Source organism: Sediminimonas qiaohouensis DSM 21189, from assembly GCF_000423645.1.
Classification (GTDB): Bacteria; Pseudomonadota; Alphaproteobacteria; order Rhodobacterales; family Rhodobacteraceae; genus Sediminimonas; species Sediminimonas qiaohouensis.
This window is the reverse complement of record NZ_AUIJ01000031.1, coordinates 22,992-35,123: the sequence shown is the minus strand read 5'-3', so window position 1 is coordinate 35,123 and position 12,132 is coordinate 22,992. Positions and strand designations below refer to the sequence as shown.

At 63.3% G+C, this 12,132-nt stretch carries 11 protein-coding genes; 10 read left to right on the top strand and 1 reads right to left on the bottom strand.

The features are described 5' to 3' along the window. Nucleotides 1–558, top strand: a 558-nt coding sequence (locus G568_RS0115890; RefSeq protein ID WP_026758942.1) for a ribulose-phosphate 3-epimerase, incomplete at its 5' end; no start/stop codon positions are given. 6 nt (nucleotides 559–564) lie between these two features. Here G568_RS0115890 and G568_RS0115885 read toward each other — a convergent pair. Continuing rightward, nucleotides 565–1,107: a PAS and helix-turn-helix domain-containing protein gene (locus G568_RS0115885; protein WP_026758941.1), complete on the bottom strand. Its 543-nt coding sequence runs from the start codon at nucleotides 1,105–1,107 to the stop codon at nucleotides 565–567. Nucleotides 1,108–1,198: 91 nt separating this feature from the next. On the opposite strand from G568_RS0115885, the gene G568_RS0115880 reads away from it, so the two are divergent. From G568_RS0115880 to G568_RS0115840, 9 genes are all read left to right on the top strand, one after another. After that, the gene (locus G568_RS0115880) at nucleotides 1,199–2,494 is read left to right on the top strand and encodes an acetylornithine deacetylase/succinyl-diaminopimelate desuccinylase family protein (protein WP_026758940.1); all 1,296 of its coding nucleotides are present in this window, start codon (nucleotides 1,199–1,201) and stop codon (nucleotides 2,492–2,494) included. A 16-nt stretch (nucleotides 2,495–2,510) separates the two neighbouring features. Next, nucleotides 2,511–3,995, top strand: coding sequence for an ABC transporter substrate-binding protein (locus G568_RS0115875; protein WP_026758939.1), 1,485 nt, complete (start codon nucleotides 2,511–2,513; stop codon nucleotides 3,993–3,995). A 107-nt stretch (nucleotides 3,996–4,102) separates the two neighbouring features. After that, nucleotides 4,103–5,050 carry an ABC transporter permease gene (locus G568_RS0115870; protein WP_026758938.1) on the top strand — a complete coding sequence of 316 codons (948 nt, stop codon included), beginning with the start codon at nucleotides 4,103–4,105 and terminating at the stop codon, nucleotides 5,048–5,050. Beyond that, complete coding sequence (locus tag G568_RS0115865; RefSeq protein WP_051203098.1) at nucleotides 5,047–5,895, top strand: ABC transporter permease; 849 nt, start codon at nucleotides 5,047–5,049, stop codon at nucleotides 5,893–5,895. The genes G568_RS0115870 and G568_RS0115865 overlap by 4 nt, the downstream gene beginning before the upstream one ends. Next, entirely contained in the window at nucleotides 5,892–7,493 is a 1,602-nt protein-coding gene (locus G568_RS0115860; RefSeq protein ID WP_026758936.1) for an ABC transporter ATP-binding protein, read from the top strand. The genes G568_RS0115865 and G568_RS0115860 overlap by 4 nt, the downstream gene beginning before the upstream one ends. After that, complete coding sequence (locus G568_RS0115855; protein WP_026758935.1) at nucleotides 7,490–8,947, top strand: aldehyde dehydrogenase family protein; 1,458 nt, start codon at nucleotides 7,490–7,492, stop codon at nucleotides 8,945–8,947. The genes G568_RS0115860 and G568_RS0115855 overlap by 4 nt, the downstream gene beginning before the upstream one ends. Before the next feature lie 36 nt (nucleotides 8,948–8,983). Continuing rightward, nucleotides 8,984–9,727 (top strand): SDR family oxidoreductase, encoded by a 744-nt coding sequence (locus G568_RS0115850; protein ID WP_026758934.1) that lies wholly within the window; start codon nucleotides 8,984–8,986, stop codon nucleotides 9,725–9,727. An 82-nt stretch (nucleotides 9,728–9,809) separates the two neighbouring features. After that, entirely contained in the window at nucleotides 9,810–10,988 is a 1,179-nt protein-coding gene (locus G568_RS0115845) for an MFS transporter (protein ID WP_026758933.1), read from the top strand. A gap of 70 nt (nucleotides 10,989–11,058) precedes the next feature. Beyond that, nucleotides 11,059–12,081, top strand: coding sequence for an aspartate-semialdehyde dehydrogenase (locus G568_RS0115840; protein ID WP_026758932.1), 1,023 nt, complete (start codon nucleotides 11,059–11,061; stop codon nucleotides 12,079–12,081). Nucleotides 12,082–12,132: the final 51 nt, after the last annotated feature.

Below are 12,132 nucleotides of genomic sequence, written 5' to 3'. Positions count from 1 at the left end.
TTCGTGCCCAACCTCACCTTCGGCCCGCCCGCGGTGGCGGCGTTCCGGCGGCATGTGACCACGGTGATGGACGTGCACCTGATGATCGCGCCGGTGGACCCGTATATCGAGGCGTTCGCACAGGCCGGCGCCGATATCCTGACCGCGCACCTGGAGGCGGGTCCGCACATTCACCGCACGTTGCAGGCGATCCGCGCGGCGGGGTGCAAGGCGGGCCTTGCGCTCAATCCCGGCACCCCGGCCGAGGCGGTGGCGCCGCTTCTGGACATGGTCGATCTGGTCTGCGTGATGACGGTGAACCCCGGCTTTGGCGGGCAGTCGTTCCTGGACCTGACGGACAAGGTGCGCACCCTGCGCGCCCTGATCGGCGACCGTCCCGTGCATATCGAGATCGACGGAGGTGTCACCCCCGACACCGCGCCGCTGGTCGCGGCCGCCGGAGCGGACGTTCTGGTCGCCGGATCGGCGGTGTTCAAGGGCGGCTCCGTCTCGGACCCGGACCCATACGGCACAAACATCCGCGCCATCCGAAAGGCGGCACAGGGCGCGATCGGGTGATGAAGGCTATTGCCCCAGATCGCTAAGCCGTGACAGCAGCAGGGCGGCGTTGCGCACCTTGAACTTCTTGAGCAGGCGCGCGCGCACATCTTCGATGGTGCGCGGCGACAGGCCGAGCGCACGGGCGATTTCCTTGCTGGTTTGTCCGCGCGCCAGGCCGCTGACCACATCGCGTTCGCGCGCGGTGAGCGGGGGCGCCTCTCGGGTGGTGATTGGTGCAAAGCTCATCACGACGCGGGCAAGCGGATCGCCCGGGGTCAGCGTACGGGCGCGGAACCGGCACCACAGCGCACCGCCATCGGCGCGGCGCAACAGGCGTTCGTCGCTATAGGCGCCGTCGCGGCGCAAGGGCTCAAGACCGATGTCGCGAATGCTGTCGAACTCGTGCTCGGAGGCATAGAGAATGCGAAAGCTGCAATCGGTCAAGGCATCCGTCCCGTACCCCGTCATGTTGGCAAATGTGGCGTTGCATGCCCGGATGATCCGCTGTTCGGTCAGCACCAGCCCGATTGGGGCAGCGTCAAAGGCAAGGCGGGCGAAGTCCTTCATGTGTGGGGCTCCCGTGTTTGTACGGTATTGATGCCGTATGAGCACCGGAGCATGATTGCGGTTGCAGATGCAATGGCTATGAGGCGTTTGAATGTCCCTTTCCGACAGGTTGGTCGAGGCGGTGGAGGCCCGGCGCGACGATTTGATCGCACTGACACAGGACCTGATACGCATTCCGACGCTGAACCCGCCGGGCGAAAATTATCGTGAGATCTGCGAGTACCTGGACAGGCGGCTTGGCGCATCGGGGTTTGAGACGCATCTGGTTCGCGCCCAAGGCGCCGTGGGGGATAGCGACCGCCATCCGCGTTGGAACATCGTCGCGCGCCGCGAGGGCAAGCACGCGGGAGACTGCGTGCATTTCAACAGTCACATCGACGTGGTCGAGGTTGGCCGCGGTTGGACCACCGACCCGTTTGGCGGCGAATTGAAGGATGGGCGCATCTATGGCCGCGGGGCCTGCGACATGAAGGGGGGGCTGGCCGCGAGCATCATCGCGGCGGAAGCATTCCTTGAGGTGTGCCCGGATTTTGCCGGCGCGGTCGAGATAAGCGGCACCGCCGATGAGGAATCGGGCGGGTTCGGCGGTGTTGCCTACCTCGCCGAAAAAGGGTGGTTCGCGCCTGAGCGTGTGCAGCATGTGATCATCCCCGAGCCGCTGAACAAGGATCGTATTTGCCTGGGGCATCGCGGTGTCTGGTGGGCGGAGATCGAGACGCATGGCGAGATCGCCCACGGCTCCATGCCGTTTCTGGGCGACTGCGCGGTGCGCCACATGGGCGCGGTGATGCACGAGATGGAAGAGACGCTGTTCCCGGCGCTGGCGCGCAAGCGGACCGATATGCCGGTCGTGCCCGAGGGCGCGCGGCAATCGACGCTGAATATCAATTCCATCCATGGCGGTGAAAACGAGCAGGCCGATGATTACACTGGCCTGCCTGCACCGTGTGTGCCCGACAGTTGCCGCATGGTGATCGACCGGCGGTTCCTGATCGAAGAGAATATCGAAGAGGTTCGCCAGGAGGTGCTGGAGGTGCTGCGCGCCGTGGCCGAGCGGCGCGAGAGTTTCCGCTATGACATACGCGAGCTGCATAGCGTTCTGCCGACGATGACGGAGAAATCGGCGCCGGTGGTAAAGACAGTGGCGCAAGCGATCGCGCAGACGATGGGCCAGGAGGCGCAATATGTCGTCAGCCCCGGCACCTATGACCAGAAGCATATCGACCGGATCGGCCGCTTGCATAATTGCATTGCTTACGGCCCCGGGATTCTGGACCTGGCGCACAAACCGGATGAATATGTTGGCGTCGATGATATGCTGATTTCGGCCAGGGTGATGGGCTTGTCCCTGATCCAATTGCTGACAGACAAGGGCCAAGAGGCCTGACAACAGGGGGAGTAATATGAAACAGAAGATGATCAAAACGGGTCTGGCCAGCGCGCTGGCGCTGGTTGCGGGAATGGGCGCGGCGCAGGCGCAAAGCGATCTTGTGATCGGCATGCAGCTTGAGCCGCCGCACCTTGACCCGACAAGCGCCGCCGCCGGGGCGATCGACCAGGTGACATATTCCAACATCTTCGAGGGCCTGACGCGATTTGGTCCCGATGGCTCGGTCAATGCCGGTCTGGCGGAAAGCTGGGACATATCGGATGATGGCTTGGTTTACACGTTCCATCTGCATGATGGCGTAAGCTTTCATGACGGATCGGCCCTGGATGCGGGGGATGTGAAATTCTCGCTTGATCGCGCGCGGGGCGAGGATAGCACCAACGCGCAAAAGGGGCTGTTCGCCGGGATCGAGGCGGTCGAGGTGGTCGAGCCGCTGACGGTGAAGATCACATTGGCGCAGCCCGATGGCAATTTCCTGTTCAACTTGGCTTGGGGCGACGCGGTGATCGTGGCGGCGGAGAGCATCGAGGACATCAAGACCAACCCGGTTGGCACCGGCGCGTTCGAGTTTTCCGATTGGGTACAGGGTGATCGTATCGAGATCACCCGCAACGAGGATTATTGGGGCACCCCTGCCAAGTTGGAAAGCGCGACGTTCAAGTTCATTTCGGACCCGACGGCGGCGTTTGCGGCGATGATGGCCGAGGATATCGACGCGTTTTCGGGCTTCCCCGCGCCGGAGAACCTGCCGCAGTTCGATGCCGATCCGCGGTTCAAGGTGCTGGTTGGCTCGACCGAGGGGGAGACGATCCTGTCCACCAACAACGCGCAGCCGCCCTTTGACAACGTCAAGGTGCGTGAAGCGATGGCACATGCGATTGATCGTCAGGCGATCATCGATGGGGCGATGTTCGGCTATGGAACGCCGATTGGCACGCATTTCGCCCCGCACCATCCCGATTACGTGGATCTGACGGACCAGAGCGCCTACGATCCCGACCTGGCGCGTAGCCTGCTGTCCGAGGCGGGGTATGGTGACGGGTTTTCCACCACGCTCAAGCTGCCGCCGCCGTCCTATGCCCGTCGCGGGGGCGAGATCATCGCCGCGCAGCTACGCGAGGTTGGTATCGAGACCGAGATCACGAACCTGGAATGGCCGCAGTGGTTGGAGCAGGTGTTTCGCGGTAAGGATTTCGGCCTGACCGTGATCAGCCATACCGAGCCGCTGGATATCGGTATCTACGCCAACCCGGATTACTATTTTCAGTATGACAACCCCGAGTTCCAGGAATTGATGGACGACCTGCAGGTCGAATCCGATCCGCAGGCGCGCAGCGAGATGCTGAAGAAGGCGCAGCGGATCATCGCGGGCGATTACGTTAACGGGTTCCTGTTTCAGTTGCCGGCGCTTGGTGTGGCCAAGACCGGGGTGCAAGGCCTGTGGAAGAACTCCCCGACGCAGGCGATCGACCTGACCGGCGTGTCCTGGGCCGAGTGAGCCGCGTTTGCCCGCCCCGGTGTTGTTGTGAGCACCGGGGCGGGCGTATTTCCTGAAACTTTCCGGGGGCAAAGTCCCCCGGGTGCGACGACGGGCGGTGAGGCTGAATGCTGCGCTACGTGATAAAGAAGCTGTTGTCGCTGGCGGTCAGCCTGACCGTCGCCAGTGTGGTGATCTTTCTGGCGCTTGAGGTGGTGCCCGGCGATCCGGCTGCCAGCATGCTGGGCGTGAATGCCCAAGAGGACACCCTTGCCGCCCTGCGCGAGGAACTGGGTCTGAACCGTGGGCCGTTGGCGCGCTACGGCGATTGGGTCGGCGGCATGCTGGTGGGGGATTTCGGCACCTCCTATACCTACCGCACACCGGTATCCGAGATGATCGCCGACAGGATCTGGATCAGCCTGCCGTTGGCGTTGCTGGCGCTGAGCCTGAGCACCCTGATCGCGATACCGGCCGGGATCTGGGCCGCGTCCCGGCGTGGGTCTGGCGTCGACTTGGGCGTGATGGGGGTTACGCAGCTTGGCGTTGCGATTCCCAATTTCTGGTTCGCGATGTTGATGGTCCTGGTCTTTGCGATCAACTTGCGCTGGTTCTCGGCGGGAGGATTTGTCGGGTGGGAGGCCGGATTTTGGCCCGCGATACATAGCCTGACCCTGCCCGCTATCGCGTTGGCGTTGCCGCAGGCGTCCATCCTGACGCGGGTGATGCGCTCGGCGCTGCTGGATACATTGGGCGAGGATTTCATCCGCACCGCGCGCGCGAAGGGCCTTAGCCGGGCGCAGGCGTTGTGGCGGCACGCGCTGCGCAATGCGCTGATCCCGGTGCTGACGATCATCGGTTTGCAGTTTTCGTTCCTGATCGCGGGCGCGATCATTATCGAGAACGTTTTCTTTCTACCGGGGCTTGGTCGGCTGGTGTTCCAATCGATCAGTGCGCGTGACCTGATCGTCGTGGAATCGGTGGTGATGTTGCTGGTTTGCGCGGTGATCGTGGTGAATTTCATTGTCGATATCACCTATGCCATTGTCGATCCTCGCTTGCGGAGGGCGCGATGACGCTGCGTGCGGGGATAACGGTGCTGGCGCAGGGGCGTAGCCTGCTTCCGGGGGCGGCGCTGACGCTGCTGTTTGCCGGGGCGGCGGTGCTGAGCCTTTTGTGGACCCCGTATGACATCACGGAGCTAGACATCGCCAATAAGATCCAGTCGCCGAGTGCGGCGCACCCCTTGGGCACCGATCATTTTGGCCGCGATATCCTGAGCATGATCATGGTGGGCGCGCGCACCTCGATCGCGGTGGCGCTGGTGGCGGTCGGCATCGGCATGGGGCTTGGCGTGCCTCTGGGCCTGGCTGCGGCGGCCCGAAAGGGGAGCCTTCTGGACGAGGTGATTATGCGGGGCAATGACCTGGTGTTCGCGTTCCCGTCGCTCTTGATCGCGATCATGATTACCGCCGTCTTCGGGGCCAGTGCCGTCAACGCGATCATCGCAATCGGCATCTTCAATATTCCGGTTTTCGCACGCCTGACCCGCTCAGGGGCGCTAAGCCTGTGGACACGCGACTACGTGCTTGCCGCGCGCGTCGCGGGAAAAAATGCGGCGCGCATCAGTGTCGAGCATATCCTGCCCAACGTTACCAACCTGCTGATCGTGCAGGGAACAATTCAGTTCAGCCTTGGCATTTTGGCCGAGGCCGGGTTGTCTTATGTCGGCTTGGGCGCGCAACCGCCGATACCCAGTTGGGGCCGGATGCTGGCGGATAGCCAGACGATGATCTCGCTTGCCCCGCACATGGCGATATTTCCCGGCATGGCGATCCTGCTGACCGTGCTGGGCCTGAACCTGATGGGTGATGGCCTGCGTGACCTGTTGGACCCCCGTTTACGCAGGACTGGCCGATGACCCTGTTGCGAATAGACCGCTTGAGCATGGATGTGCAGGGCCTGCCAATCCTGCGCGAGGTTAGCCTTGGGGTGGACGCGGGGCGCATTCTTGGCGTGATCGGCGAGTCGGGCAGCGGCAAGTCGATGACAGCGTTGTCGGTGATGCAGCTATTGCCAAGCGGCGCGCGATGCTCGGGGCGGATCACGTTGGCGGGCCAAGAGGTGCTGACCCTGTCCGAGACTGCGCTTTGTAAAATGCGCGGCCGCGATGTGGGCATGGTGTTCCAGGAACCGATGACCGCGCTCAACCCGCTCAAGACGATAGGCGCGCAAGTCGCCGAGACAATCCTGATCCATGAGCGTGTAAGTCGCGGCGAGGCGATGCAGCGCGCCGCCGAGGCGCTTGCGCGGGCCGAGTTGCCGCAAGACCGGTTTCCGATGTCGCGCTATCCGCACGAGCTGTCGGGCGGGCAGCGCCAGAGGGTTGTCATCGCCATGGCCATCGCATTGCGCCCGCGCCTGTTGATCGCGGACGAGCCGACAACCGCGCTGGATGTGACGACGCAGGCGGAGATCCTGAAGCTGCTGAAACGGCTGGTAGCCGAGGATGGCATGGCTTGCATGCTGATCAGTCATGATTTGGCGGTGGTGGCGGACATGGCCGATGACATCGTGATCATGCGCGACGGCGAGGTCGTGGAGAACGGCCCCGCCGACCGATTGCTTACGGATCTGCAGCATCCCTATTCCAAGGCCCTGCTTGCGGCATCCTCGCACGTTCCCGACAGGTCCGCCGAGCCGCGCGAAGCGTCTCTGCTGAGCGTGCGGGATGTTGTGCGGGACTATGCGACGCCCCGTACCGGGTGGTGGGGGCGTGCCGGCACGTTTCGAGCGGTGGACGGTGTCAGCTTTGACATTCGGCGCGGCGAAAGCCTTGGCCTGGTGGGCGAGTCGGGTTGCGGCAAGTCCACACTGACGCGTGCCATCCTGGGATTGGAAGAGGTGCAGGCCGGCACGATCGAGTTGAACGGTCAGCCGGTATTCACCGGGCACCGGCCCAATCGTGCGGTGCGCCGCCACATGCAGGTGGTGTTCCAGGACCCATACGGCAGTTTCAATCCGCGCCATCGCGTGGATAGGCTGGTGAGCGAGCCGTTTCACCTGCTCGATGACGCGCCGCAGGGCTCGGCCCGGTCCGACGCCATTGCGCAGGCATTGGAAAGCGTCGGGTTATCCGCGGATGACGGGCGCAAGTTCGTCCACGAGTTCAGCGGCGGGCAGAGGCAGCGCATAGCGATTGCGCGGGCGCTGATCATTCGGCCCGAACTGATCATTTTGGACGAGGCTGTCAGTGCGCTGGATGTGCAGGTGCGCGCGCAGATCCTCGATCTGCTGGCTGAGCTGGGGGATAGCCTGGGCCTGACGTATCTGTTCATCAGCCATGATTTGTCGGTTGTCCGCTCGATCACCGATAGGGTGCTGGTTATGCAGGCAGGACAGATCGTCGAACAAGGCGTCACGCAGGACGTGTTCGACGCCCCGCGTCATACTTATACGCAACAATTGGTCAGGGCGGCGCCGCGCCTGACCGTCGCGCCAGAAAGGATAGCAAGATGACGTCGCAACAGCCCGAACTTTGGTTCGACCCCGCCAAATGCCTGATCGCGGGGAAATGGGTGGTGCCACATGGCGGAGGGACGCTGCCGTTGGAGAACCCTTCGACAGGCGAGGTTATTGGCGCCATTGCACGGGGACAGCCGGAAGATATTGACGCCGCTGTTGCCGCTGCGCAGGCGGCACGCGAAGGCGCGTGGGGCCGCATGCCCGCGTTCGAGCGCGGGCGGATACTCGCGCGGCTTGGCCGCATGGTCGCAGAGCGGGTGGATGATCTGGCCCGGCTTGAGGCTTGCGATGTGGGCAAGCCGCTCAGGCAGGCGCGGGCCGATGCGGTTGCGCTGGCGCGCTACCTGGAATTCTACGGGGGGGCGGCCGATAAGCTGCATGGTGAGACGATCCCGTTCCAGGAGGGGTACACCGTCTATACCCTGCGAGAGCCGCACGGGGTGACCGGCCATATCGTGCCGTGGAACTACCCGATGCAGATCATTGGCCGATCGGTTGGCGCGGCGTTGGCCACCGGCAATGCCTGCGTTCTCAAGCCAGCCGAGGATGCCTGCCTGACGGCGCTGGCCTTTGCCGATATGGCGCGGGACGCCGGTTTGCCCGATGGCGCGCTGAACGTGGTGCCGGGATTGGGGAGCGAGGCGGGCGCAGCGCTAAGCGCGCATCCGGGCATCCAGCATGTCAGCTTTACCGGGTCGGTCGCGACCGGCGCCGCGGTGCAGGGGGCGGCGGCGCGCAACGTAGTGCCCGTCACGCTGGAGCTTGGCGGGAAATCTCCGCAAATCGTATTTGATGATGCGGATCTTGATAGTGCCTTGCCGTTTCTTGTCGGGGCTGGCGTGCAGAACTGCGGGCAAACCTGTTCTGCCTCATCACGCATCCTTGTCCACCGCTCACGCTATGACGAGGTGATCGCCAGGATGTCTGAGCGCTACAACGCGCTGCGCATCGGGCCGGCGACGGATGATCCGGATGTCGGGCCGCTGATATCGGCGCGGCAGAAGGACGTCGTGGAAGGGTTCATTGAAAAGGGCGCGGATCTGGAGATCGCCGCGCGTGCCACTTTGCCGGATCTGCCGGAGGGCGGGCATTACGTAGCGCCCACGCTATTTGCGAATGTGGCACCAGATCATGTGCTGGCCCGGGACGAGGTATTTGGCCCCGTGCAGGTAGTGATCCCGTTCGACGATGAGGCCGAGGCCGTGCGCATCGCGAACGGCACCGACTACGGGTTGGTCGCCAGTATCTGGACGCGCGATGGCGCCCGGCAGATGCGGCTGGCTCGTGCGCTGCATTGCGGGCAGGTGTTTATCAATAACTACGGTGCGGGCGGTGGCGTGGAGCTGCCCTTTGGCGGTGTCGGGAAATCCGGTCATGGCCGCGAGAAGGGGTTTGAGGCGCTTTATGGCTTTACCACGCTGAAAACGGTTGCGGCCTGCCACGGCTAAGCGCCGGGGCCGCACGGAAACGAAGGAGACAGGGACTTGAGACTCGAGGGCAAGACCGCGGTTGTAACGGGCGGGGCAAGCGGTTTCGGCGCCGGGATAGCGCGCAAATTCGCGAATGAGGGCGCGCGCGTCATGGTCGTTGACATAAACGCCGAGGGCGCTGCGGAGCTGGCGACCGAGCTGGGTAATGGCGCGGTATCGCAGGTGTGCAACGTGGCCGATGGGGACAGCGTTACCAAGCTGGCAGAGGCCGTTCAGGCACGGTTTGGCGCGCTGGATATCCTTGTGAACAACGCGGGGGTGACACACAAGCCCACCCCGCTGGAGGATGTGAGCGAAGAGGATTTCGACCGCGTTTTCGCGGTGAATTGCAAATCCGTATACCTGTTGGCGCGGGCGTTTGTGCCAGCCATGAAAGGGCGCGGCGGTGCAATCCTGAACGTTGCATCGACGGCGGGGATCAGTCCACGGCCGAACCTGAACTGGTACAACGCCTCGAAGGGGTGGCTGGTCACCGCGACCAAGACGATGGCGGTTGAACTGGCGCCGTCGGGTGTGCGCGTGAATGCGATTTGCCCGGTTGCGGGCGAGACGCCGCTGCTGTCTTCGTTCATGGGCGAGGATACGCCGGAAATGCGCGCCAAGTTCCTTTCCACGATCCCGTTGGGCCGGTTCTCAACCCCCGAGGACATGGGGAACGCGGCCGCGTTCCTGTGCTCGGAAGAAGCAGGAATGATCACCGGGGTCGCTATGGAAGTTGACGGCGGGCGCTGCATCTGAGGCGTGCCCGCGGGGGCGGAGCTTGCACATCCCCGCGCCCCGTGGCAGGCAGTCCTTCGGGTTTTCAAGGGAGGAAGGCGCGATGCGTCTGGGTTTGATCCTACTGTGCGCGGGGTATGTGCTTAGTCAGTTCTACCGTGCCTTTCTGGCAGTGCTCAGCCAAGTGCTTGAGGCTGACATCGGCGCAGGGCCTGATGATCTGGCGTTCGCGTCGGGCTTGTGGTTCTTGACTTTCGCGGCAATGCAGATCCCGGTGGGCGAGGCGCTTGATCGGATAGGGCCACGGCGCACCGCCGCAGTGCTGTTGGCGCTTGGCGGTGGCGGCGGGGCATTGGTTTTCGCGATGGCCAGCGCCCCGGTACACGTGGCCGTGGCGATGGGCCTGATCGGGGTGGGGTGCTCGCCGGTTCTGATGGCCAGCTACTACATTTTCGCCAGGATGTTCCCGGCTGACATGTTCGCAACCTTGGGCGCGGTCATGATCGGCGTGGGGTCGGTCGGGAACCTTGCTGGCTCGGCGCCGCTGGCTTGGGCGGTCGAGGTGTTTGGATGGCGCGAATCGCTTTTCGTTCTGGCGGCCGTGTCGGGCATACTGGCGCTTGGAATATTCATGACGGTGCAAGATCCGCCACGGGCCGAGCACGCGCGCAAGGGATCGGTTCTGGACCTGCTGCGGCTGCCGGCGATGTGGCTAATTTTTCCGCTGATGTTCGTCAACTACGCGCCGGCGGCAGGGCTGCGCGGGCTGTGGGTCGGTCCCTATCTGGGCGATGTGCATGCGGCGACCTCCACGGTGATTGGCAACGCGACCATGATCATGGGCATCGCGATGATCCTGGGCACCTTCGCCTATGGCCCGCTTGACCGATGGTTGGGGACGCGCAAATGGGTCGTGTTCGTTGGAAATGCCGCGGGGATGCTGGCGTTGTTCGCCTTGGCCACTCAACCCGAGCTGGGTTTTGGGGCGGCGGTTGCCCTGTGTGCAGCGGTTGGATTGTTCGGCATGTCCTTTCCGATGCTTATGGCACATGGTCGCAGTTTTATCCCGACGCACTTGGCGGGCCGGGGTGTTACGCTGATGAACCTGTTCGGAATCGGCGGCGTTGGTCTGTTTCAAGTGCTTACTGGGCAGCTGCATGCGGTGGCCTCCGAAATCGGCGGGGCGCCGGCGATGCCCTATCAGGTCGTATTCGGGTTTTTCGCGGTTCTGTTGCTGCTGGGATTGGCCCCGTACCTGCTTAGTCGTGACCGGCTGGATTGACGCGCCCCCTTTCAAACGGGCGTGGCGTGGGGTATGAGGCGCGCGACCTTAGTAAAGGAGTTTGTCCAAGATGGGCTACAGGATTGCCATTGTGGGCGCCACGGGGAACGTGGGCCATGAAATGCTCAACATACTTGCCGAGCGGGAATTCCCGGTAGACGAGATCGTGGCGCTGGCCAGTCGCCGCAGCCTGGGAACCGAAGTCAGCTTTGGCGACAGGACGCTGAAGACCCGCGACCTGGAGACTTTCGACTTCAGCGGCTGGGACATGGCGCTGTTCGCGATCGGATCGGACGCGACCAAGAAATACGCCCCCAAGGCGGCCGCGGCCGGATGCGTGGTGATCGACAACAGCTCGCTCTATCGCTACGACCCGGATGTGCCGCTGATCGTGCCCGAGGTGAACCCGAAGGATGTTCACGGCTACGCCAAGAAGAACATCATTGCGAACCCCAACTGCTCGACCGCGCAGATGGTTGTCGCGCTCAAGCCCTTGCACGACCGGGCCAAGATCAAGCGCGTGGTGGTGAGCACCTATCAATCGGTGTCGGGAAGCGGCAAGGCGGGGATCGACGAGTTGTGGAACCAGACCAAGGGCATGTACGTCCCCGGTCAGGAGGTCGAGCCGAGCGCTTATCCCAAGCAGATTGCGTTCAACGTCATCCCGCATATCGACGTTTTCCTTGATGACGGCAGCACCAAGGAAGAATGGAAGATGGTCGCCGAGACGAAGAAGATCGTCGATCCGTCGATCAAGGTCACAGCGACTTGCGTGCGGGTGCCCGTGTTCGTGGGCCACGCCGAGGCGGTCAATATCGAGTTCGAGGATTTCCTTGACGACGACGAGGCGCGCGACATCCTGCGCGAGGCGCCGGGGATCATGGTGATCGACAAGCGCGAGGACGGTGGCTATGTCACGCCGGTTGAATGCGTCGGTGATTTCGCGACCTTCATCAGCCGCATTCGCCAGGATTCGACCATTGATAACGGTCTGAACCTGTGGTGCGTCAGCGACAACCTGCGCAAGGGCGCGGCGCTCAACGCGGTTCAGATCGCCGAGTTGCTGGGGCGTGAAGTGCTCAAGAAGGGCTGAGGCGCGCCAATATTTACCGTAATGTGCGGGCGTTCCCATGCTTGGGGACGC

Coding starts and splice junctions, on each gene's coding strand:
- G568_RS0115885 (WP_026758941.1), bottom strand. CDS start 1,107: ATGAAGGACTTCGCCCGCCTTGCCTTTGACGCTGCCCCAATCGGGCTG.
- G568_RS0115880 (WP_026758940.1), top strand. CDS start 1,199: ATGTCCCTTTCCGACAGGTTGGTCGAGGCGGTGGAGGCCCGGCGCGAC.
- G568_RS0115875 (WP_026758939.1), top strand. CDS start 2,511: ATGAAACAGAAGATGATCAAAACGGGTCTGGCCAGCGCGCTGGCGCTG.
- G568_RS0115870 (WP_026758938.1), top strand. CDS start 4,103: ATGCTGCGCTACGTGATAAAGAAGCTGTTGTCGCTGGCGGTCAGCCTG.
- G568_RS0115865 (WP_051203098.1), top strand. CDS start 5,047: ATGACGCTGCGTGCGGGGATAACGGTGCTGGCGCAGGGGCGTAGCCTG.
- G568_RS0115860 (WP_026758936.1), top strand. CDS start 5,892: ATGACCCTGTTGCGAATAGACCGCTTGAGCATGGATGTGCAGGGCCTG.
- G568_RS0115855 (WP_026758935.1), top strand. CDS start 7,490: ATGACGTCGCAACAGCCCGAACTTTGGTTCGACCCCGCCAAATGCCTG.
- G568_RS0115845 (WP_026758933.1), top strand. CDS start 9,810: ATGCGTCTGGGTTTGATCCTACTGTGCGCGGGGTATGTGCTTAGTCAG.
- G568_RS0115840 (WP_026758932.1), top strand. CDS start 11,059: ATGGGCTACAGGATTGCCATTGTGGGCGCCACGGGGAACGTGGGCCAT.